At 69.9% G+C, this 19971-nt stretch carries 21 protein-coding genes; 10 read left to right on the forward strand and 11 right to left on the reverse strand.

The genetic code is table 11. The features are described 5' to 3' along the window. From C1I89_RS04355 to C1I89_RS04370, 4 genes are read left to right on the forward strand one after another with little or no spacing between them, the layout of a single operon-like run. Positions 1 to 969, forward strand: a complete 969-nt coding sequence (locus C1I89_RS04355) for a branched-chain amino acid ABC transporter permease (protein ID WP_102771531.1) — start codon at positions 1 to 3, stop codon at positions 967 to 969. Beyond that, positions 969 to 1706 carry an ABC transporter ATP-binding protein gene (locus tag C1I89_RS04360; protein WP_102771532.1) on the forward strand — a complete coding sequence of 246 codons (738 nt, stop codon included), beginning with the start codon at positions 969 to 971 and terminating at the stop codon, positions 1704 to 1706. Before C1I89_RS04355 ends, C1I89_RS04360 begins: the two co-directional genes overlap by 1 nt. Continuing rightward, positions 1699 to 2433, forward strand: a complete 735-nt coding sequence (locus C1I89_RS04365; protein ID WP_102771533.1) for an ABC transporter ATP-binding protein — start codon at positions 1699 to 1701, stop codon at positions 2431 to 2433. The genes C1I89_RS04360 and C1I89_RS04365 overlap by 8 nt, the downstream gene beginning before the upstream one ends. Continuing rightward, a complete protein-coding gene (locus C1I89_RS04370; protein ID WP_102771534.1) occupies positions 2433 to 2927 on the forward strand; it encodes an ureidoglycolate lyase in 495 nt (164 codons plus the stop codon). The genes C1I89_RS04365 and C1I89_RS04370 overlap by 1 nt, the downstream gene beginning before the upstream one ends. Before the next feature lie 185 nt (positions 2928 to 3112). On the opposite strand, the gene C1I89_RS04375 is transcribed toward C1I89_RS04370, so the two are convergent. From C1I89_RS04375 to C1I89_RS04385, 3 genes are all read right to left on the reverse strand, one after another. Beyond that, positions 3113 to 3739 carry a class I SAM-dependent methyltransferase gene (locus tag C1I89_RS04375; protein WP_102771535.1) on the reverse strand — a complete coding sequence of 209 codons (627 nt, stop codon included), beginning with the start codon at positions 3737 to 3739 and terminating at the stop codon, positions 3113 to 3115. A gap of 7 nt (positions 3740 to 3746) precedes the next feature. Continuing rightward, positions 3747 to 5603, reverse strand: a complete 1857-nt coding sequence (locus C1I89_RS04380) for a phosphoenolpyruvate carboxykinase (GTP) (RefSeq protein ID WP_102771536.1) — start codon at positions 5601 to 5603, stop codon at positions 3747 to 3749. A 141-nt stretch (positions 5604 to 5744) separates the two neighbouring features. Beyond that, complete coding sequence (locus C1I89_RS04385; protein WP_102771537.1) at positions 5745 to 7367, reverse strand: acyl-CoA synthetase; 1623 nt, start codon at positions 7365 to 7367, stop codon at positions 5745 to 5747. 137 nt (positions 7368 to 7504) lie between these two features. Here C1I89_RS04385 and C1I89_RS04390 point away from each other — a divergent pair, with 137 nt between their 5' ends. Genes C1I89_RS04390 through C1I89_RS04400 form a run of 3 tightly spaced genes read left to right on the forward strand, consistent with a single transcriptional unit; the run spans position 7505 to position 10066 of the window. Further along, positions 7505 to 8782 (forward strand): Zn-dependent hydrolase, encoded by a 1278-nt coding sequence (locus C1I89_RS04390; RefSeq protein WP_102771538.1) that lies wholly within the window; start codon positions 7505 to 7507, stop codon positions 8780 to 8782. A gap of 4 nt (positions 8783 to 8786) precedes the next feature. Next, positions 8787 to 9122 (forward strand): thioredoxin family protein, encoded by a 336-nt coding sequence (locus tag C1I89_RS04395; protein WP_102771539.1) that lies wholly within the window; start codon positions 8787 to 8789, stop codon positions 9120 to 9122. Then, on the forward strand, positions 9119 to 10066 hold the full coding sequence (locus C1I89_RS04400) for a DMT family transporter (RefSeq protein WP_102771540.1): 948 nt from the start codon (positions 9119 to 9121) through the stop codon (positions 10064 to 10066). The genes C1I89_RS04395 and C1I89_RS04400 overlap by 4 nt, the downstream gene beginning before the upstream one ends. Here C1I89_RS04400 and C1I89_RS04405 read toward each other — a convergent pair whose 3' ends face one another. Further along, the gene (locus C1I89_RS04405; protein WP_102771541.1) at positions 10067 to 10963 is read right to left on the reverse strand and encodes a DMT family transporter; all 897 of its coding nucleotides are present in this window, start codon (positions 10961 to 10963) and stop codon (positions 10067 to 10069) included. Continuing rightward, complete coding sequence (locus C1I89_RS04410; protein ID WP_102771542.1) at positions 10954 to 11682, reverse strand: GNAT family N-acetyltransferase; 729 nt, start codon at positions 11680 to 11682, stop codon at positions 10954 to 10956. Before C1I89_RS04410 ends, C1I89_RS04405 begins: the two co-directional genes overlap by 10 nt. A gap of 78 nt (positions 11683 to 11760) precedes the next feature. Here C1I89_RS04410 and pdxR point away from each other — a divergent pair, with 78 nt between their 5' ends. Next, positions 11761 to 13281 (forward strand): MocR-like pyridoxine biosynthesis transcription factor PdxR, encoded by a 1521-nt coding sequence (gene pdxR / locus C1I89_RS04415; protein WP_369008003.1) that lies wholly within the window; start codon positions 11761 to 11763, stop codon positions 13279 to 13281. Here the strand turns inward: pdxR and C1I89_RS04420 are convergent. Both C1I89_RS04420 and C1I89_RS04425 read right to left on the reverse strand, forming a co-directional pair. Then, positions 13274 to 13570 carry a hypothetical protein gene (locus C1I89_RS04420; RefSeq protein ID WP_102771543.1) on the reverse strand — a complete coding sequence of 99 codons (297 nt, stop codon included), beginning with the start codon at positions 13568 to 13570 and terminating at the stop codon, positions 13274 to 13276. The genes pdxR and C1I89_RS04420 overlap by 8 nt on opposite strands. Further along, the gene (locus C1I89_RS04425) at positions 13570 to 14202 is read right to left on the reverse strand and encodes a LysE family translocator (RefSeq protein ID WP_102771544.1); all 633 of its coding nucleotides are present in this window, start codon (positions 14200 to 14202) and stop codon (positions 13570 to 13572) included. Before C1I89_RS04425 ends, C1I89_RS04420 begins: the two co-directional genes overlap by 1 nt. Before the next feature lie 139 nt (positions 14203 to 14341). On the opposite strand from C1I89_RS04425, the gene C1I89_RS04430 reads away from it, so the two are divergent. Continuing rightward, on the forward strand, positions 14342 to 15151 hold the full coding sequence (locus C1I89_RS04430; protein ID WP_102771545.1) for a DUF72 domain-containing protein: 810 nt from the start codon (positions 14342 to 14344) through the stop codon (positions 15149 to 15151). A gap of 2 nt (positions 15152 to 15153) precedes the next feature. Here C1I89_RS04430 and gorA read toward each other — a convergent pair whose 3' ends face one another. The 3 genes from gorA to nirK form a co-directional block, all read right to left on the reverse strand. Continuing rightward, on the reverse strand, positions 15154 to 16512 hold the full coding sequence (gene gorA, locus C1I89_RS04435) for a glutathione-disulfide reductase (RefSeq protein WP_102771546.1): 1359 nt from the start codon (positions 16510 to 16512) through the stop codon (positions 15154 to 15156). Between the two features lie 92 nt (positions 16513 to 16604). Beyond that, entirely contained in the window at positions 16605 to 16931 is a 327-nt protein-coding gene (locus tag C1I89_RS04440) for a c-type cytochrome (protein WP_102771547.1), read from the reverse strand. Between the two features lie 64 nt (positions 16932 to 16995). Then, positions 16996 to 18078: a copper-containing nitrite reductase gene (nirK, locus tag C1I89_RS04445; protein WP_102771548.1), complete on the reverse strand. Its 1083-nt coding sequence runs from the start codon at positions 18076 to 18078 to the stop codon at positions 16996 to 16998. Positions 18079 to 18274: 196 nt separating this feature from the next. Here nirK and C1I89_RS04450 point away from each other — a divergent pair, with 196 nt between their 5' ends. Continuing rightward, entirely contained in the window at positions 18275 to 19105 is an 831-nt protein-coding gene (locus tag C1I89_RS04450) for a Crp/Fnr family transcriptional regulator (RefSeq protein WP_102771549.1), read from the forward strand. 47 nt (positions 19106 to 19152) lie between these two features. Here C1I89_RS04450 and C1I89_RS04455 read toward each other — a convergent pair whose 3' ends face one another. Then, positions 19153 to 19962 carry a formylglycine-generating enzyme family protein gene (locus C1I89_RS04455; RefSeq protein ID WP_102771550.1) on the reverse strand — a complete coding sequence of 270 codons (810 nt, stop codon included), beginning with the start codon at positions 19960 to 19962 and terminating at the stop codon, positions 19153 to 19155. Positions 19963 to 19971: the final 9 nt, after the last annotated feature.

A 19971-nucleotide genomic window follows, 5' to 3' on the forward strand; every position in this document is an offset into this window, starting at 1 on the left:
ATGGAACCGCTGGCTCATCCCAATCTGCTGCGCAACAAGCTCAGCCAGGAAATACGCCTGTCGCTGGTGTTCCTGGCGGTGCTGGCGCTGCTGCCGCTGGGCGTGTCCTCGCCGTACTGGCTGGGCGTGCTCATCGTCAGCATGTATTTCGCCATGCTGGCCACGGGCTGGAACCTGCTGGCCGGCTACACCGGCCAGTTCTCGCTGGCGCCGGCGGCCTTCGCCATGCTGGGCGGCTACACCACCGGCCTGCTGGCCTACCACTGGCAGGCGCCGCTGTGGCTGGGGCTGCCGCTGTCGGCGGTGGTGCCGGGGCTGGTCGGGCTGGTGCTGGGCCGCATCGTGCTGCGGCTGTCGGGCCCCTACCTGGCGCTGACCACGCTGTCGTTCGCCGAGATCGCGCGCCTGGTGATCTACAACTCCATCGACTTCACCCGCGGCGACCAGGGGCTGAACGTGCCGGCGCTGATCCAAAGCCGGCTCGGCAACTATTACCTGTTCCTGGGCGTGCTGGCGGCGGTCACGCTGCTGGTGTTCCTGCTGCTGCGGGCGCGTCCGGGCCGTTTCCTGCAGGCGATCCGCGACGACGAGATCGGCGCGGCCAGCCGGGGCATAGACGTGGTGCGCTACAAGACCCTGGCCTTTCTGGTGAGCTGCGCGATCTGCGGCTTCGCCGGCGGCCTGTACGGCACGTTCGCGCAGCTGGTCAGCCCGGAGCTGGGCATCGTGGCGCAGACCGGCATCGTCATCGCCATGGTGGTGATAGGCGGCATGGGCACGCTGGTCGGCCCGCTGCTGGGCGCGGTGCTGGTGTACGTCGCCTCCGAACTGCTGCGCGACGCCGGCAATATCCAGATGATCGTGTTCGCGCTGCTGGTCATCGTGTTCGCGCGCTTCTTCCGCGAAGGACTGTGGGGCCTGGCGCGCCGGGCCGCGCTGCGCCGTTGCGCCAACGCCAAGGGGGCCTGATGCCGCTGTTGCAGATATCCGGAATACGCAAGCGCTTCGGCGGCCTGCTCGCCGTCAACGGCGCGGGCATGGACGTGGCCGACGGCGAACTGCTGGGGCTGATCGGCCCCAACGGCTCGGGCAAGACCACCTTGCTGAACGTGCTGTCGGGCCACCTGGAGGCCGACGCCGGCGATGTCCGGCTGGACGGGCGCAGCGTGCTGGGCCTGGGGCCGACCCGCCTGACCCGGCTGGGCGTGCTGCGCATGTTCCAGATGACGCGGGTCTTCAACCGCGTGAGCGCCTACGACAACCTGGTGGTGTGCGGGCTGGCGCTGGGCCTGGACGAGGCCGGCGCCAGCCGGCGCGCGCTGGAACTGCTGGAGGAGCTGAAACTCGGCCACGTCATGCACCTGGACGCCGGGCAGCTGTCGGGCGGCCAGAAAAAGCTGCTGGAGTTCGGCGCGTGCTTCATGGTGCCGCCGCGCGTGGCGCTGCTCGACGAGCCCTTCGCCGCGGTGCATCCCGTCATGAAGGAAACCATGTCGGCGTTCATCCGTTGCCGCAACCAGGACGGCCAGACCTTCATCCTGGTCAGCCACGATATGCCGGTGGTGGTGGACCTGTGCCCGCGCTCGGTCTGCATGAACGCCGGCCGCGTGCTGGCCGACGGCCCGACCCAGCAGGTGCTGCGCGAGCCGGCCGTGATCGAGGCCTACCTCGGCGAAGCACAACACGAGGAGCGCGATCATGGCTGACACGCTGCTGGCGATGGAGAACGTGACCGCCGGCTACCTCGGCGACATCGACGTGCTGCGCGGCGTTTCGCTGACGGTGCAGGCCGGCCGCATCAGCGGCCTGATCGGGCTGAACGGCGCCGGCAAGTCCACGCTCATGAAGGCCATCTGCGGCTTTCTGCCGCCCAAGTCCGGCCGCGTCACGCGCGCCGGCCGCGATATTTCCGGGCAGGCGCCGCACCGCATGATCGACGACGGGCTCTGGTACATCCCGCAGGAATCCAGCCTGTTTCCCTACCTCACGGTGGAGGAGAACCTGCGCCTGCCGCTGGAAGGCCGTCGCAAGCGCTACGGCGACGTGCTGGAGGCGCGCTACGCCGACACGCTGGAGCGCTTTCCGGTGCTGAAGGAAAAGCTCAAGGACCAAGCCGGCAACCTGTCGGGCGGGCAGCAGAAATCGCTGGAATTCGCCAAGGCCTACATGGTGCAGCCGCAGGTCTGCCTGATCGACGAGCCCAGCATCGGCCTGGCCCCGCGCGTGGCCGCCGAGGTGTTCCAGTGGATCCGCGCCTTCGCCGACGCGGGCATGGGGATTCTGCTGGTGGACCACAACGTGCGCCGCGTGGTGGCCATGTCCAATCACATCTACGTGCTGAGCCTGGGCGAGATCACCGCCTCCGGCTCGCCCGAGGATTTCGCCGGCGACCTGCACGAGCAGGTGCGCGAATGGCTGGGGATCAATTTCTGATGGATACACGGACCTTGACGGCGCAGCCCCTCACGGCCGAGGCCTTCGCGCCCTATGGCGAAGTCGTCAGCAGCGCGGGGCGCGGCGGCCGCAGCATCAATGCCGGCACCTCGCTGCGGGTGGAGATGGACGAGCCCGACATCCTGGGCGACGGCGGCCGGCCGTCGCTGTCGGTGTTCCGCGCGCGCGCCATCGCCCTGCCCTTCGCCGCGCGCGAACTGGAACGCCACCGCCTGGGCAGCCAGACCTTCCTGCCCCTGGCCGCCGCGCCCTATGTGGTGCTGGTGGCGCTGGGCGCGGACGCGCCCGACCCGGCCACCTTGCGCGCCTTTCTGGCCGCGCCCGGCGCCGGCGTAACCCTGCGCCGCGGCGTCTGGCATCACCCGTTGATGGCGCTGGCGGATGGGGATTTCGCGGTGCTGGAGCGCGCGGGCGCGCAGGTGGATTGCGAGGTGGCGCCGCTGCCGGGGGGGGATTGGGTGGTGCTTGCTTGAGGGGGTGTGGGGATGAATGGCGGCTTGCGCCGCCTGATGGGTTTCGCGCGTTCGATGATTGGGTTCTTGCCCGTGGATTCTCGCGCTGCACCCATCCTACGATGCGATTTCACGGCCGTAGGATGGGTGCGGCGCGAGAGACCCTGACCAAGAACACGAACGCCGAACGCGCGAAACCCATCACCCTAAACCCGCCGCCACACACTGGCCAGCCACGGCTGCTGATCTCGCGGCAAACCCTGCGGCCGATAGTAATGTTCGAGTTCCTCGAATCCGGCCTCTTTCATCAACCCCCGCCAGCCGTCCAGGTCGTGGTAGGCGCCGTAGCGCCCGCGGTTCCAGCCTTCCTGGTTGCCGCCGCGCGGATTGGAGCTGAACAGCGCCCCGCGCGGCTTGAGCGCGGCGCGCAGTTCGCGCAGCACCCGGGGCAGTTCCTGGCCGGGCACGTGGAACAGCGCCGCATTGGCGTAGATGCCGTCGAAGCGGCCGGCGGGCAAGGACAGCTTGAGAAAGTCCTGCAGCCAGACTTCGCAGCCGCTGGCCTGGCTCGCCATCTCGACGAAGCGCGGCGTGCCGTCCAGGCCCACCGCGCGGTGGCCCAGCGCCGTGAACGTCTTGAGGTCGCGGCCGGGACCGCAGCCGAAGTCCAGGATGTCGCACGGCGGCGCGCCCTCGATGTGGCGCAGCAGCGCGGCGATGTTCTGGCTGACATCGTGGTCGCGCGTGCCGGCCTCGAACGATTCGGCGTTCTCCTGGTAGTGCGCCAGGGTCAGCGCACTGATCTTGGCCAGGTCCTCGGCGTCGAGCCTCATGGGGCCGTCAGGCCGCCAGGCGGCCTTCGATCCGGGCCTTGGCGGCCGGCAGATCGGCGGGCAGGCCCTGCTCCAGCTGCTTGAACAGCTGGTCGTGCAGCGCCAGCTCGTCGCGCCAGGCGGCGGCGTCCACCGACATCACCTGCTCGAACTTGTCCGGGCTGAATTCCAGGCCGGTCCAGTCGATGTCCTGGTAGCTGGGCGAAATGCCGAACACCTGCTCCACGCCCTTGGACTGGCCGTCGATGCGGCCCAGCATCCAGCGCAGCACACGCATGTTGTCGCCGAAGCCCGGCCACACGAACTTGCCGTCGGGCCCCTTGCGGAACCAGTTGACGCAATAGATGCGCGGCAGCGTGGCGCCGGCGGCTTCGAGCTGCTTGCCCAGCTTCAGCCAGTGGTTGAAGTAGTCGCTCATGTTGTAGCCGCAGAACGGCAGCATGGCGAAGGGATCGCGGCGCACCACGCCCTGCTGGCCGGCGGCCGCGGCGGTGGTTTCCGACCCCATGGTGGCGGCCATGTAGACGCCTTCGACCCAGTTGCGGGCCTCGGTGACCAGCGGCACGGTGGTGGAGCGGCGTCCGCCGAAGATGAAGGCGTCGATGACCACGCCCTTGGGGTTTTCCCATTCGGGGTCGATGGACGGGCATTGCGCCGCCGGCGCGGTGAAGCGCGCGTTCGGGTGCGCGGCCTTGCGGCCGGTTTCGCGCGCGATGGCCGGCGTCCAGTCCTGGCCCTGCCAGTCGGTCAGGTGCTCGGGCGGGGTGTCGGTCATGCCTTCCCACCAGACGTCGCCGTCGTCGGTCAGCGCCACGTTGGTGAAGATGACGTTGGCCTTGAGCGTGGCCATGGCGTTGAAGTTGGTCTGCTCGCTGGTGCCCGGGGCCACGCCGAAATAGCCGGCTTCCGGGTTGATGGCGTGCAGGCGGCCGTCGGGGCCGGGCTTGATCCAGGCGATGTCGTCGCCGATGGTGGTGACCTTCCAGCCGTCCATGCCCTGGGGCGGGATCAGCATGGCGAAGTTGGTCTTGCCGCAGGCCGACGGAAAGGCCGCGGCCACGTGGTACTTGCGGCCCTTGGGCGAGGTCACGCCCAGGATCAGCATGTGCTCGGCCAGCCAGCCCTGGTCGCGGCCCATGGTCGAGGCGATGCGCAGCGCGAAGCATTTCTTGCCCAGCAGCGCGTTGCCGCCGTAGCCCGAGCCGTAGCTCCAGATCTCGCGGGTCTGCGGGAAGTGGACGATGTACTTGGTGGGGTTGCACGGCCAGGCCACGTCGGCCTCGCCGGGCGCCAGCGGCTTGCCGACCGAGTGCACGCAGGGCACGAACTCGCCGTCGGTGCCCAGCACCTCGTAGACCTGCTTGCCCATGCGCGTCATGATGCGCATGTTCACCGCCACGTAGGGGCTGTCGGAGAGCTCCACGCCGATGTGGGCGATGTCGGAACCCAGCGGGCCCATCGAGAACGGCACCACGTACAGCGTGCGCCCGCGCATGGCGCCTTCGAACAGGCCGTTGAGCGTGGCGCGCATCTCGGCCGGATCGGCCCAGTTGTTGGTCGGGCCGGCGTCCTCGGGACGGTCGGAACAGATGAACGTGCGGTCCTCGACCCGCGCCACGTCGGACGGATCGGACCAGGCCAGATAGGAATTGGGCCGCTTGGCGGGGTTCAGCCTGCGCAGGGTTCCCGATTGCACCATCTGCTCACAGAGCCGGTCGTACTCCTCCTGGGAGCCGTCGCACCAGACGACGCGTTCGGGCTTGGCATGCGCGACGAAGCTCGCCACCCAGTCGATCAGGCCACGGTGCTTGACGTAGGCAGGTACGTTCAAGGCCGCCAATCCCCCATCCAAAGGCTTATCCATCGGGGTTATCTCCATACTAGTCAGCGAATGATGATACGGCCCCAGTTTGAGTGGGGCCGTATCAATTTGGGCCATCATACTTGCAGCCACAGGCTGCCCGTCAACCCATCCTCTTGGACGAAGTGTCACGGGTTGAGACGGCTACCCGTAGCGTCCGTCGCGCAGCTCCCGGCGGATGATCTTGCCCGTTGCAGTGGTCGGCAAACTGGTTACAAAGCGGATGGCGCGCGGGTATTCGTGCGCCGCCAGCCGGGTGCGCACGTGGGCCTGCAGGGACTTCACCAGCGCCTCGTCGCCCTGCACGCCGTCGTTCAGGACCACATAGGCCATCACAATCTCGGTGCGCTCGGCGTCGGGCACGCCCACCACCGCCGCCATGCGCACGGCCGGATGGCCCAGCAGGCAGTCCTCGATCGGACCCGGGCCGATGCGGTAGCCGGCGCTGGTGATGACGTCGTCGTTGCGGCCGACGAAGCGGATGAAACCCTGCGCGTCGCGCACGCCCTGGTCGCCGGTGAGCAGGTAGTCGCCGGCGAATTTCTCGGCCGTGGCCTGCGGGTTGTTCCAATAGCCCAGGAACATGACCGGGTCCGGCCGCAATACGCCGATATTGCCTTCCTGTCCATCGGCCACTTCGACGCCCCGGTCGTCCACGATGGCGACCCGGTGCCCCGGCGCGGCGCGGCCGATCGAGCCGATCACCGGATCGAACAGCGACGAGCACGAGGACACCAGCATGTTGCACTCGGTCTGCCCGTAGAACTCGTTGATGGTGACGCCCAGCACGCGCCGGCCCCAGTCGATCAGCTCGGCGCCCAGCGACTCGCCGCCGCTGGCCACCGAGCGCAGCGCCAGCGAGCCGGCCGCGGGCGGCTGGGCCACGGCGCGCATCATCTTCAGCGCCGTGGGCGGCAGGAACGTATGCGTCACGCCGTGGCGCGCCATCAGCTCGAAGGCGGCGGCGCCGTCGAACTTCTCGAAGCGGCGCGCCAGCACCGGCACGCCGTGGTGCCAGGACGGCAGCAGCACGTCCAGCAGCCCGCCGATCCAGGCCCAGTCGGCCGGCGTCCACATCAGCGCGGCGTTTTCGGGAAAGAATTCGTGCGACATCTCCACGCCGGGCAGATGGCCCAGCAGCGCGCGCTGCGCATGCAGCGCGCCCTTGGGCTTGCCAGTGGTTCCCGACGTGTAGATGATGACGGCCGGATCGTCGGCCGAGGTGGCCGCCGTCGCGTAGTCGTCGGACTCGGCGGCCAGCGCGGCATGGAACGGCACGGCGTCGTCGACCGCCTCGTCGTCGATGCAATAGACGACCTTCAGTTCCGGCAGGCCGGCGCGGATTTCGCGCAGCTTGCGGCAGCCGGCCGCGTCGGTCACCAGCGCGGCCGCGCCGCTGTCGGCCAGCCGGTACTGGATGGCGTCCACGCCGAACAGCGTGAACAGCGGCACCGCCACCGCGCCCATCTTGTAGATCGCGATGTGGGCCACGGCGGTCTCGGGCGCCTGCGGCAGGTAGACGGCCACCCGGTCGCCGCGCCGCACGCCGTGGCGCGCCATGCTGTTGGCCAGGCGGTTGGACAGCGCCTTGATCTGGTCGAAGGTATAGCGCGACTGCGCGCCGTCGCTTTTCTCGTAGATCAGGGCCAGGCGGCCGCTGCCGTCGGCCCATTTGTCGCAGGCGTCCACGCCGATGTTGTAGGCCGCCGGCACCTGCCATTGGAACTGGGACGCGAGCTGCGCGTAGGAATCGGCTCTGGACAGCATGGTTTGTCTCTCGTGGTTTGAATTCTCGTTGGCGCGCGGCATCCGGGCCATGCGCCGGCACCGATATAGTAAGCCGCGCGCGCCGCGATGGCCTCTGCCGCGCATGCCATAATTGCACGCGCACCCCAGGAAGTCTCATGCCGCAAACCACCTCCCCCGCCTTTCCTCCGCTGAACGCCGAACGCCTCTGGGCCCGCGCCGAAACCCTGTCCCGCTACACCCTGCCCGACCAGCCCTGGACCCGCCGCGCGTTCTCGCCGCAATTCGACCAGGCCCGCGCCTGGCTGCGCGGCGAATTCGAAGCCGCCGGCCTGGCCACCCGCCTGGACGCCGGCGGCAACCTGATCGGCACGCTGCCCGGGCGCGATCCCGCGCGCAAACCCATCGCCACCGGCTCGCACTGCGACACCGTGATGAGCGGCGGCCGCTACGACGGCATCATCGGCGTGCTGGCCGGCATCGAAGTGGCCCACACGCTGCGCGAACACGGCGTGCAGCTCGAACACCCCTTCGAGGTCATCGATTTCCTGTCCGAAGAGCCCAGCGACTACGGCATCTCCTGTGTCGGCAGCCGCGCGCTGTCGGGCCAGCTGAGCGCCGACATGCTGGCCTCGCGCAACCCCGAGGGCGAGACGCTGGCCGAAGGCATCGCCCGCATCGGCGGCGACCCGGCGGCGCTGGGCGCGCCGCTGCGCCGCGCCGGCGAAACCGCGGCCTTCGTCGAACTGCACATCGAACAGGGCCCGGTGCTGGAAAGCCGCGGCCTGCCCATCGGCGTGGTCACCAACATCGTCGGCATCCGCCGCGTGCAGATCACGGTGCAGGGCCAGCCCGACCACGCCGGCACCACGCCCATGGACATCCGCCGCGACGCGCTGGTGGGCGCGGCCCGCATCATCGACGCCGCGAACCGCCAGGCCAGCGCCGCCAGCGGCAATCCGCATTACGTGGTAGCCACGGTCGGGCGCCTGTCGATGACGCCCAACGCGGCCAACGCGGTGCCCGGCCTGGTCGAACTGACGCTGGAAGTGCGCAGCGACAGCGACGCGGTGCTGGACGCCTTTCCCGAAACCCTGATGGCCGGCGTGGCGCAGGACCTGAAGGCGCTGCGCCTGTCGGCCGGCTGGACCCAGCTCAGCCGCGCGCGGCCCACCGACTGCGCGCCGCTGGTGATGGACGCGGTCGAGGCCGCCGCCGGCCAGCTGGGCTACGCCAGCATGCGCCTGCCCAGCGGCGCCGGCCACGACGCGGTCTACATGGCGCCCACCGGCCCCATCGGCATGATTTTCATCCCTTGCCTGAACGGGCGCAGCCACTGCCCCGAGGAATCGATCGAACCCGCGCAGCTGCTGGATGGCACCCGCGTGCTGTACCAGTCCGTGCTGCAACTGGACCGCGTGCTGCGCGGCGCCTGAGACCATGGAACAGATAGAACTCAACGACAGCACCGCCGACCGCTACCTGCTCGACGCCCCCGGCCTGTCGCTGCTGGTCTTTCACAGCCGCACCTGCGGCAACTGCCGGGTCGCGCGCGAGCAGCTGCCGCGGCTGGAACTGCCGGTGGAGCGTCTGTGCTGGGTGGACGCCGGCGAGAACGGCGGCCTGGTCGAGCGCTACGAAGTCTTCCACCTGCCCGCCATGTTCGTGACCCGCGACGGCGCGTTCTTCGGCCCGGTGCAGGCCAGCCTGGCGGAATGGGACCTGCGCCAGCAGATCGGCCTGGCCCTGGACAGCTATCCGGCGGAACTGCCATGAGCGCGCTGCCGGCTCCCCGGCCGCTGCGCCAGCCGCTGGACGCGCTGGCCACCGGCGCCATGCTGCTGCTGTGCGTCTGCTGGGGCTTCCAGCAAATCGCGATCAAGCTGGTGGCCGACGACGTCGCGCCCATCATGCAGATCGGCCTGCGCTCGGCCTTCGCGGCGCTGGTGCTGGCCGCGGTGGTGTGGCGGCGCGAGGGCGCGCAGGCAGTGCGCGACGGCACCGCCCTGCCCGGGCTGGTGGTGGGCCTGCTGTTCGCCGGCGAATTCCTGTTCGTGGCGCAGGGCCTGGTCTACACCACCGCCTCGCACATGTCCGTGTTCCTGTACACCGCGCCCATCTTCGCCGCGCTCGGGCTGCACTGGCTGCTGCCCGAAGAGCGCATGAAGCCGCTGCAGTGGCTGGGCGTGGCGATCGCGTTCTGCGGCATCGCCATCGCGTTCCTGGGCAAGGGCCGTCCCGAAGGCCAGGCCGGCGCGCCCGACATGCTGCTGGGCGACGCGATGGGCCTGCTCGCCGGCCTGCTGTGGGGCGCCACCACCGTGGCGATCCGCAAGACCTCGCTGTCCGAGGCCGCGCCCGCCAAGACCCTGCTCTACCAGATGGCGGTGGCGGCGGTGGCGCTGCTGGCCTACGCCGCGGCCACCGGCAGCGACGGCTTCCGCTACACGCCGCAAGCGCTCGCCAGCGTGGCCTTCCAGTGCGTGGTGGTGGCCCTGTCCAGCTACCTGGCCTGGTTCTGGCTGCTGCGCCGCTACCTGGCCTCGCGCCTGTCGGTGCTGTCTTTCATGACCCCGCTGTTCGGCGTGAGCTTCGGCGTGCTGATCCTGGACGAGCCGCTGGACGCCGCCTTCGTGCTGGGCGCGGCGCTGGTGCTGTCCGGCATCACGCTGGTCAGCGGCGCGGAACTGCTGCGCGAGAAGCTGCGCCGCGTGCGCTGATCAGGCCCGGCGCCGGCGCGGCGCCGCGTCCAGGTTCAGCACGATCAGCGCCGCCCCCGCCAGCACCAGGGCGAAGCCCCACCAGTCCATGGCGGCGGGCCGGTCGCCCACCAGCGCCATCGCGCCCAGCACGCCCACCACCGGCACCATCAGCGTGGTCAGCGTGGCCACCGTGGCGCTGACCCGCTCGCTCAGCACGAACCAGAGCCAATAGGCCACCGCCGTGCCCAGCACGATGTGAAACGTCAGCGCGCCCGCGACGCGTCCGTTCCAGCCGTGCAGCGGAAAGCGTTCGCCGGACAGCAGCACGCCCGCCAGCGCGCAGCCCGCGCCCACCACCAGCTGCCAGGCCGTGACCACGATGCGGTGGCCGGCCACCGGCCGCGCCTTCAGATAGACCGTGCCGGCGGCCCAGCCGAACGCCGCCACCAGCGGATACGCCAGGCCCAGGGCCGCCGCCGCGTCATGCCCGCCGAAGACCGCGCGCAGCACCGGCCATGCCAGGATGGCCACGCCGGCCGCGCCCAGCGCGAGCGCCAGCGCGCGGCGCCGGTCCAGCCGCTCGCCCAGCACCGCCCACGCCAGCAGCGCCGACATCATGGGCATGGTGAAGGTCAGCACCGCCGCGCGCGAGGTGCTGGTGCTGAGCTGCGCCCAGGCCACCGCCAGGTTGAACACCGCGATGGCCAGCAGGCCGCCCACCACGATGCCCGGCCACGAAGCGCGCGGCGGCAGCAGATCGAGCCGCTTGACCCGCGCCAGCAGCAACAGCAGCAAGGCGCCGCTGCCCAGCCCCAGCAGGCGCAGGGTGAAGGGCGGGACGACGCCCAGCACGATTTTCACGGCCGGCCAGTTCAGCCCCCAGAACAGGGCCAGCGCGACGGGGATCAGGCGCACGCGGCGCGGGCCTCGGCGATCATGGCGGCCAGCCCGCGACGCTGGCGGCCTTCGGCGTCGAAGTTGTCCGCGCCCAGCCACTGTTCGTAGGCCGCGCGCAGCGCCGGCCATTCGCCGTCCACGATGGAGAACCAGGCCGTGTCGCGGCTGCGGCCCTTGTAGACCGTGGCCTGGCGGAACACCCCTTCGAACTCGAAGCCCAGGCGCGCGGCGGCGGCGCGCGACGGCGCGTTGAGGCTGTCGCACTTCCATTCGTAGCGGCGATAGCCCAGTTCGTCGAAGACGCGGCGCATCAGCAGGAACTGCGCCTCGGTGGCGATGCGGGTGCGCTTGAGCTGGCGCGAGAAAGACACGAAGCCGACCTCGATGACGCCGTTGGGCGGATCGATGCGCATCAGCGCCAGCGTGCCGACGGCGCGGCCCGATTGCAGGTCGATGATGGCGTGGTGCATGGGATCGGGGCCGTCCTGGACCTTTTCGGCGAACGCCCGGTAGGCGGCCTCGTCGGCGAAGGGGCCCACCGACATGTAGGTCCAGTCGCTGTCGTCGGGCGCCCGGCTGAAGGCCTGGTACAGATCCGCCGCGTGGCGCTCGGCCGACAGCGGTTCGAGCCGGCAGTAGCGGCCGTAGAGCGGCGTGGCGGGCGGGCGCGGGCGCGCCGTCCAGCCGGGCATTTCCGGGCCGATGGGTTGCTGAAAAGCGTTGACGCGGGCGGGCATTCGGACCTCTTCCTGGTTGGCGCGCCGCCGGTATGGCCGGACGCGATCTGCATGGCCTCACGATATCGGAACCGTGGCATGATAAAAAGCACCACGCCTAAGGACTTTAATAGGGCCATGATGACCTCCTCCGCCCTGCTCGCCAGCCCGCTGGCGCGCGGCCCCGGCGCCCTGCCGCGCCAGCGCCAACTGATCCAGCGCCTCAAGCAGGCCATCCTGGCCGGCCAGCTGCCGGCCGGCGGCAAGCTGCCCTCGTCGCGCGCCCTGGCCGAAGAGCTGGAGATCTCGCGCAACACCGTGCTGATCGCCTACGAGCAGCTGACGGCCGAAGGCTTCGTGATCGCCGACCGGCAGGGCACGCGGGTCGCGCCCTTGTCGGCCGCCGCCGGCGCGGCCGGCCAGGCCGCCGCGCCGCCCTCCCCGGTTCCGGCCACGGCCCGGCGCCTGGCGCGCATCGTGTCCACGCGCTACGCGCACGACGGTTCGCTGCCGCTGACGCCCGGCACCCCGGCGCTGACGCAGTTCCCGGCCAGCGCCTGGCGCCGCGCGCAGGACCGCGCGCTGCAGGCCGCGCCGGCCGCCGCGCTGGGCTATGGCGATCCGCTGGGCGAACCGGCGCTGCGCGAAGCCATCGCCCAATACCTGCGGGTCTCGCGCGGCGTGCGCTGCGACGCCTCGCGCATCGTCATCACCGAAGGCGCGCAAGGCGCGCTGGCGCTGTGCGTGCAGCTGCTGACCAACCCCGGCGATACCGCCTGGCTGGAAGAGCCCGGCTACCGCGGCGCCAAGGCCGCCTTCCACGGCGGCGACCTGGAGATGCTGCCGCTGCGCGTGGACGACGACGGCATCGTGATCCCCGACAGCGCCTGGCGCGACCATCCGCCGCGGCTGATCCAGACCACGCCGTCGCACCAGTACCCCACCGGCGCGGTGCTGTCGCTGACCCGCCGGCTGGACCTGATCGAGCGCGCGCGGCAGGCCGGCGCCTGGATCATCGAAGACGATTACGACAGCGAGTTCCGCCACCAGGGCGAACCCATCGCGGCCATGCAGGGCCTGGTGGCCGACGCGCCCGTGCTGTATGTGGGCACCTTCAGCAAGACCATGTTCCCCGCCCTGCGGCTGGGCTATCTGGTGCTGCCGCGGGCGCTGGCGGCGCAGGCCATGCCGTCCGTCGTCGAGATGCTGCGCGGCGGCCACCGGCTCGAACAGCTGACCATGGCGGCCTTCATCGAAAACGGCCAGTTCTCGCGCCATCTGGGGCGCATGCGCCGGCTGTACCGGGAACGGCAGGCGGCGCTGCGCGACGCGCTGGCCGCCCATTTCGGCATCGAGCACGAAGTACTGGGCGGACACAGCGGCCTGCACCTGACGGTGCGGCTGCCGCCGGCGTACCCGGACCAGGAAATCGTGCGGCAGGCGCGCGCGCTGGGGATGAACCCGAGCGCGCTGTCCTCGTTCGCGGTGTCGCCCCGGCCGCAGGACAACGGCCTGGTGATCGGCTACGGCAACACGGGCGCGGAGCGCTTTCCGGCGCTGCTGCGGCGGCTGCGCGAGGTCGCGCTGGAATGCGGTGGGCGGCGCCGGCCGCTCAGTTGATCAGCCCGCCCAGCACCAGCACGGCCAGGAACAGCCAGAAAACGAAGCCCAGGATGGAGCGGCGCAGCAGCGACTTGACCGCCGCCCACAGCAGCATGAGCCCCAGCACCAGCAGGACCAGGTTGAACACGGACGGGCTCATGCCCATCGCGCCGGCCAGGCCCGAATAGAAATCGCCCAGCGCGCCGCCGATGCCGCCCAGCAGCCACTTCAGCCCCGCCACGATGCTGCGCAGGGCTTCGCCGAGCATTCCGCCCAGCGAAGCGAAGAATCCGTCGCCGGCCCCCATCAGCGCCGCGCGTCCGTCAGCATGCGCACGGCCAGTCCGGCCAGCACGGTGCCCATCAGCCAGCGCTGCGCCGCCATCCACAGCGGACGGCCGGCCAGGAAGCCGGCGATGGAGCCGGCCATGATCGCGATGAGGGCGTTGACCGAAAGGCTGATGGCGACCTGGGTCATGCCCAGCGCCAGCGACTGCGCGAACACGCTGCCGCGCTCGGGCTGGATGAACTGCGGCAGCAGCGATACGTACATGATGGCGATCTTGGGATTGAGCAGATTGGTCAGCAGCCCCATCATGAACAGCGTGCGCGGGCTGCTCCTGGGCAGTTCGCGCACCTGGAACGGCGAGCGTCCGCCGGGGCGCAGCGCCTGCCACGCCATGTACAGCAGGTACAGCGCGCCGCCGATGCGCAGCGCGTCGTAGGCGTAAGGCACGGCCATCAGCAGCGCCGTGATGCCGAAGGCGGCGCAGCATACATAGAAGACGAAGCCGACCGCCACGCCGCCCAGCGAGATCAGGCCGGCCTGGGCGCCCTGCGAGATCGAGCGCGACACCAGGTAGATCATGTTCGGCCCGGGGGTGAGCACCATGCCCAGGGCCACCAGGGCGAAAGTCAGGAAATGGGCGAGATCTGGCATGATGGAGCGGCAAGTGGGGAGCGTAGACAGACACCTTAGCGCAAAACGGTGGCGCAACAGCAACTTTCCCGCGGGGCGTTTACGCGCCAGTGGCGCCGGCGATACAGTTGAGCGGTCGGTTTTCCCTGGAGCGTCCGGAATGTCCCCACAACACCGCACCGGCGCGATCCGCGTCGGCATAGGCGGCTGGACCTACCCCGCCTGGCGCGGCGTCTTCTACCCCGAAGACCTGCCCCACGCGCAGGAACTGGAATACGCCAGCCGCCAGCTCACCGCCATCGAAGTCAACGGCACCTACTACAGCAGCCAGAAACCCGCCACCTTCGCCAAGTGGCGCGACGCCACCCCGGACGGTTTCGTGTTCACGCTGAAGGCCTCGCGCTACGCGACCAACCGCCGGCAGCTGGCGGGCGCCAAGGATTCGGTCGAGCGCTTCGTGCACAGCGGCATCGCCGAGCTCGGCCCCAAGCTGGGCCCCATCGTCTGGCAGTTCGCGCCGACCAAGACCTTCGACGCCGACGACTTCGGCGCTTTTCTGGAACTGCTGCCGGAGCGGGTGGACGGGCTAGCGCTGCGCCACGTGCTGGACGTGCGCCACCCCAGCTTCCTGTGCGAGGACTACCTGCGGCTGGCGCGCCGCCACCGCGCCGCCACCGTGTACACGGACAGCGACGACTACCCCTCGATGGCCGATTGCACGGCCGATTTCGTGTATGCGCGGCTGATGCGCGCCAGCGCCGGCTTCAAGGCCGGCTACGCGCCCAAGGCGCTGGACGCCTGGGCCGCGCGGTTGCAGGCCTGGGCCGGCGGCGCGCAGCCCGCCGACCTGCCGCGGGCCGGCGAGCCGGCCGGGGCCGCGGCGCAGCCGCGCGACGTCTACGCCTTTTTCATCAACGGCGCCAAGGAACGCGCGCCGGCGGCGGCGCGCGCCCTGATCGAGCGCTTGTAGGCTTATTGCGCGACCGGCGTGCGCAGGGTCACGAATTCCTCGGCGGCCGTGGGATGGATGCCGATGGTTTCGTCGAACACCTGCTTGGTCGCGCCGGCCTTCAGCGCCACCGCGATGCCCTGGATGATCTCGCCGGCGTCCGGGCCCACCATGTGCACGCCCAGCACGCGGTCGGTGTCGGCGTCGACGATCAGCTTCATCAGCGTCTTTTCCTGCGACTCGGTCAGGGTCAGCTTCATGGGACGGAAGCGGCTTTCGAACAGCTTGATCCGGTGGCCGGCGGCGCGCGCCTCTTCGGTCGTCATGCCCACCGTGCCGATGTTGGGCAGGCTGAACACCGCGGTCGGGATCAGCTGGTAATCCACCTTGCGGTATTCCTCCGGACGGAACAGGCGCCGCGCCACCGCCATGCCCTCGGCCAGCGCCACCGGCGTCAGCGGCACGCGGCCGATCACGTCGCCGATGGCCAGTATGGAAGGCTCGGCGGTACGGTACTCGTCATCCACCTGGATGAAGCCGTCGTCCTTGAGCCTGACGGCGGTGTTCTCCAGCCCCAGGTTGTCCAGCATGGGGCGCCGGCCGGTGGCGTAGAACACGCAATCGGTCTCGATCACCGAGCCGTCCTTGAGCGTGGCGGCCAGCGTGCCGTCGGCCCGCTTGTCGATGCGCGCGACCTCGGCGTTGAAACGCAGGTCCACGCCCTTCTTCTCCAGCTCGTCGCGCAGGTGCTCGCGCACGCCCTGGTCGAAGCCGCGCAGGAACAGCGGGCCGCGATAGGCCTGCACGGTCTGCGCGCCCATGCCGTTGAAGATCGAGGCGAATTCCACCGCGATGTAGCCGCCGCCCACCACCAGCACGCGGCGCGGCAGCGCCTCGAGGAAAAAGGCCTCGTTCGAGGTGATGGCATGTTCCTTGCCCGGAATGTCCGGCACCTGGGGCCAGCCGCCCGTGGCCACCAGGATGTGGGCGGCGCTGTAGGTCTTGCCGTTGACTTCGACCGTGTGCGGGTCCTGGATGCGGGCATGCCCTTCCAGCAGCGTCACGCCGCTGTTGACCAGCAGGTTGCGGTAGATGCCATTGAGACGCTCGATTTCGCGATTCTTGTTGGCGATCAGGGTGGGCCAGTCGAACGCGGGTTCGCCGGCGTTCCAGCCGAAGCCCCGGGCCTGTTCGAAGTCTTCGCTGAAATGGGCGCCGTAGACCAGCAGCTTCTTGGGCACGCATCCCACGTTCACGCAGGTGCCGCCCAGGTAGCGGCTTTCCGCCACCGCCACGCGCGCCCCGAAACCGGCCGCGAAACGCGCCGCGCGCACGCCGCCCGACCCCGCGCCGATCACAAACAAGTCGAAATCAAATGCCATGATGTTTCCTTCGCGCCGCCGCAGGACCGCGCGTTCTGTGTCTGGGAAAACCGTATTTAACACCACGCGGCGGGCCGATGCGTCCTGCGTCCCTATTGTGCGGCGGCCATCATGAACTCCACGGCGGCGCGCAGCGCGGCCTCGTCGGCCGACGAGCCGCCGCGCGGCGGCATGGCGCCCTTGCCCTTCATGACCGTCGCCACCAGCGCGTCGGCGCCCTGGGCGATGAGCGGCGACCAGGCCTGCTTGTCGCCCAGCCTGGGCGCGTTGGCCACGCCGCTGGCGTGGCACACGAAACAGGCGGATTTGTAGACTTTTTCGCCGGCCGCATGGACGGTGGCCGAGGTTTCCGCCTGCGCCCATGAAGCCGGCAGGCCGGCCAGTGCGGCCGCCAGCAGAATGCGTAGTAGTGTGGACATGGCAAAGCTCCGTCGGAAGATCTCTGGGGGTGAAGGCCGGACGCGGGCGCCCGGCCCCGGACGTTCAGCGCGGGATCGGACCCGGAGCCTTGATCTGCTTCATCAGGTCGTCGTTCCACTTGCCCTCGACCTTGATGTGGCCGGCCGCCCCCAGCTCGAAGGCTTCGATCAGGTTGTGGTTCAGGTAGGCGTACACGCCCGGCTGCTTGAAGGTGTAGAGCGCCGCGCCCGCCGAGCCGCCGCGGATGAACCAGGTCTCCAGGTCACGCTGCGGCGGATTGGCGAACTTGCCGGTTTCCCAGACCCAGTCGCCGTGGCCGCCGATCAGATGCGGACGCGTGTCGCGGTTGGCCTGCGAATGGATCAGCATCACGGTTTCGCCGACCTTGGCCTGCAGCGCGTTGGCCCCGGTCAGCGCGCCCACCTTGCCGTTGAATACGATGTGCGACGGCGTAAGCGTGCGCATCACCTCGACCGTGTCGGCGTAGCTTTCCACCAGCGTGGCGTAGTCCTTGTACTTGCCGTTTTCGTCCTTGGGGATGTAGAGGTCGAATTCGCCTATCGTGTAGACGCGGTCGTAGCGCAGCGGCTTGCCTTCCGGGTCTTTCAGGCCGTCGCGCGGCAGCACCATCAGCACGCCGCTCATGCCGGCCACCACGTGCCACGGCACCATGCCTTCGGGCGCGCAGTGGTACACGAAGGTGCCGGTCCGGTCGGCCTTGAAGCGCAGCGTGGCCTGCTGGCCCGGATCGACGTTGGTCAGCTTGGCGCCGCCCAGCGCGCCGGTGGCGGCGTGGAAGTCCACGTTGTGGCGCATGGCGTTGGTGGCGGGATTGACCAGCGTCAGCTCGACGTAGTCGCCCTCGTGCACCACCAGCGTCGGGCCGGGCATGGACCCGTTGAACGTCATGGCCTGAAGCGTGGTGCCCTTGTCGTCGATGACCATCTTCTTTTCCTCGATGCTCATTTCGAATTCGACCACTTTCGGGCCCGACGTCGCGACCTGCTCGTGCGGGTGGACCATCGGCGGGGCGACCAGCGTGACCTTGGCGCGCGGCAGCTTGTCGGCATCCTGCGCGAACACGGCCGTCGCGGCCAGCGTGAAAGCCAGCGCCGCAGCCAGCAAGGGGGGCCGTAGTGCGTTCATATCCAGCTCCTTATCCAGTTCTTCAATCGCCGGGAAAGCCGGCACCCCTATTGAAGAACCGACGCAGGCGCCGTTCTTTGCTGTAGCGCAAACTCGAAGGCGAGCGCGCGCGCCGGGCGCATTGTCAGCGCGGGACCGCGGTGTCAACATGAAGCCATGGAGATTCGTCCGTCTCCCCCCGCTTTCTAGGACCGCCATGCCTTCCCCGCTTTGTCACGCGCTGCTGCGCAACCTGGAGATCTTCAAGCCTCTTTCCGATGCGCAATTGAAGTCCGCGTTGCGCGGCGCCCAGCCTTGCCGGCTGGTCGCCGGCGCCGCCGCCTACCGCCAGGGCGGCATCGCCTCGCACTTCTTCGTGCTGCTCAGCGGCCGGCTGAAAGTGGCGCAGATCACCGCCGACGGCGAACAGGTGGTGGTGCGCTACGTCAACCCGGGCGACATGTTCGGACTGGCCCGCGCCATGCGCCAATCGCGCTATCCCGCCACCGTGCAGGCCGTGCTGGAAAGCGTGTGCCTGGCCTGGCCGGACGAGTTGTGGGAGCGTTTCGTGGGCAACCATCCGCAGCTCGGCGCGATGGCGCTGCAGACCATGGGCCAGCGCCTGCAGGACGCGCACCTGCGCATCCAGGAACTGTCCACCGACGAGGTCGAGCAGCGCGTGGCGCGCACGCTGTTGCGCCTGGTGGAAAGCGCCGGCCAGCCTACCGCCGGCGGCATCGGCATCAGTTTTCCGATCACGCGCCAGGACATCGCGGAAATGACGGGCACCACGCTGCACACCGTCAGCCGCCTGCTGAGCGACTGGCGCCAGCGCGGCATCGTCGACGGCAGCCGCAAGCGCATCGTGCTGCGCTCGCCGGCCGCGCTGGCGCGCGTCTGCAGCGATGCCCAGGCCGCGCCCGACTGTTCGGGCTGTACTTCCTGCCTGGACGGCCCGCCGCCGGCCGAGCCGCCGCCCGCGCAGCGCCGTAGGATGGGTGCAGCGCGAGCGTTCTTGAGCGAGGACGCCTATCTCGAACGCGCGTAACCCATCAGGCGGCCCCAGCCACCGGGTTTCGCAGCAAAACTCCAACATCAGCCCGCGACGGCAGCCTCGTCCAGCACCAGCCGCAGGCCCAGGTTGGCCGGCGGCAGGCCGACCGAGCAGGCCCCGCTCTTGGGATCGCGGATGAAGTCCGGCAGGTAGGCCACGTGGCGCCCGGCCGCGATCCGGATGCCGCAGTTGCGGCCGCCGTCGGCCTCGCCGGCCGGCGCGTCCAGGACCCGCACCGCATGGCAGTCGCTGGTCCAGTCCCACACGCTGCCGGCCATGTCCATCAGGCCGCTTGCGTTCACGCCGTAGGCGCCGAACGCGCGCACCTCGGCGTCCTCCCGCTGGCGGTTGCTCTGCGCGTCGTATTCGGCCAGCCAGCGCTGGGCGGGATCGTCGCCGGCGTCGGGCAGCGCGGCCTGCTCGCGAAAGGCTTCGCCGGCCGCGTAGACCCATTCCGGATAGGTGGGCAGGCGCCAGCGCCGCCCGGTGCGCGCCGACAGCCAGGCCGCATACGCCGACGCATCGGTCCAGCTGACGCCCACCGCCGGCATGTCAGGCGCGCCCGCGCCTCGATGCGCGCCGTCCAGCGGCTTGCAGCCGCCCGCCTTCACGCAGGCCGCGTATTCGGCCTGGCTGACCTGGTGTTTCATGATGGACAGCCCGCGTGGAAAACGCGCCGTCAGCGGCGCCGGGGTCACCGGATAGCCGCCGCGCAGCGTCGTGTCGGAAGGCCGGTACGACACTTCGCCGGCCGGCAGCCGCAGCACCTGCGGCAAGGACGCAGGGGCCCGGTCTGCGGGCCCGCATGCGGTCAACGACAAGAGGATTGCGACGATCGACAGGCTGCGCACGGATGAGGC

The sequence above is a fragment of the Achromobacter pulmonis genome (assembly GCF_002885955.2).
Lineage (GTDB): Bacteria > Pseudomonadota > Gammaproteobacteria > Burkholderiales > Burkholderiaceae_B > Achromobacter > Achromobacter pulmonis_A.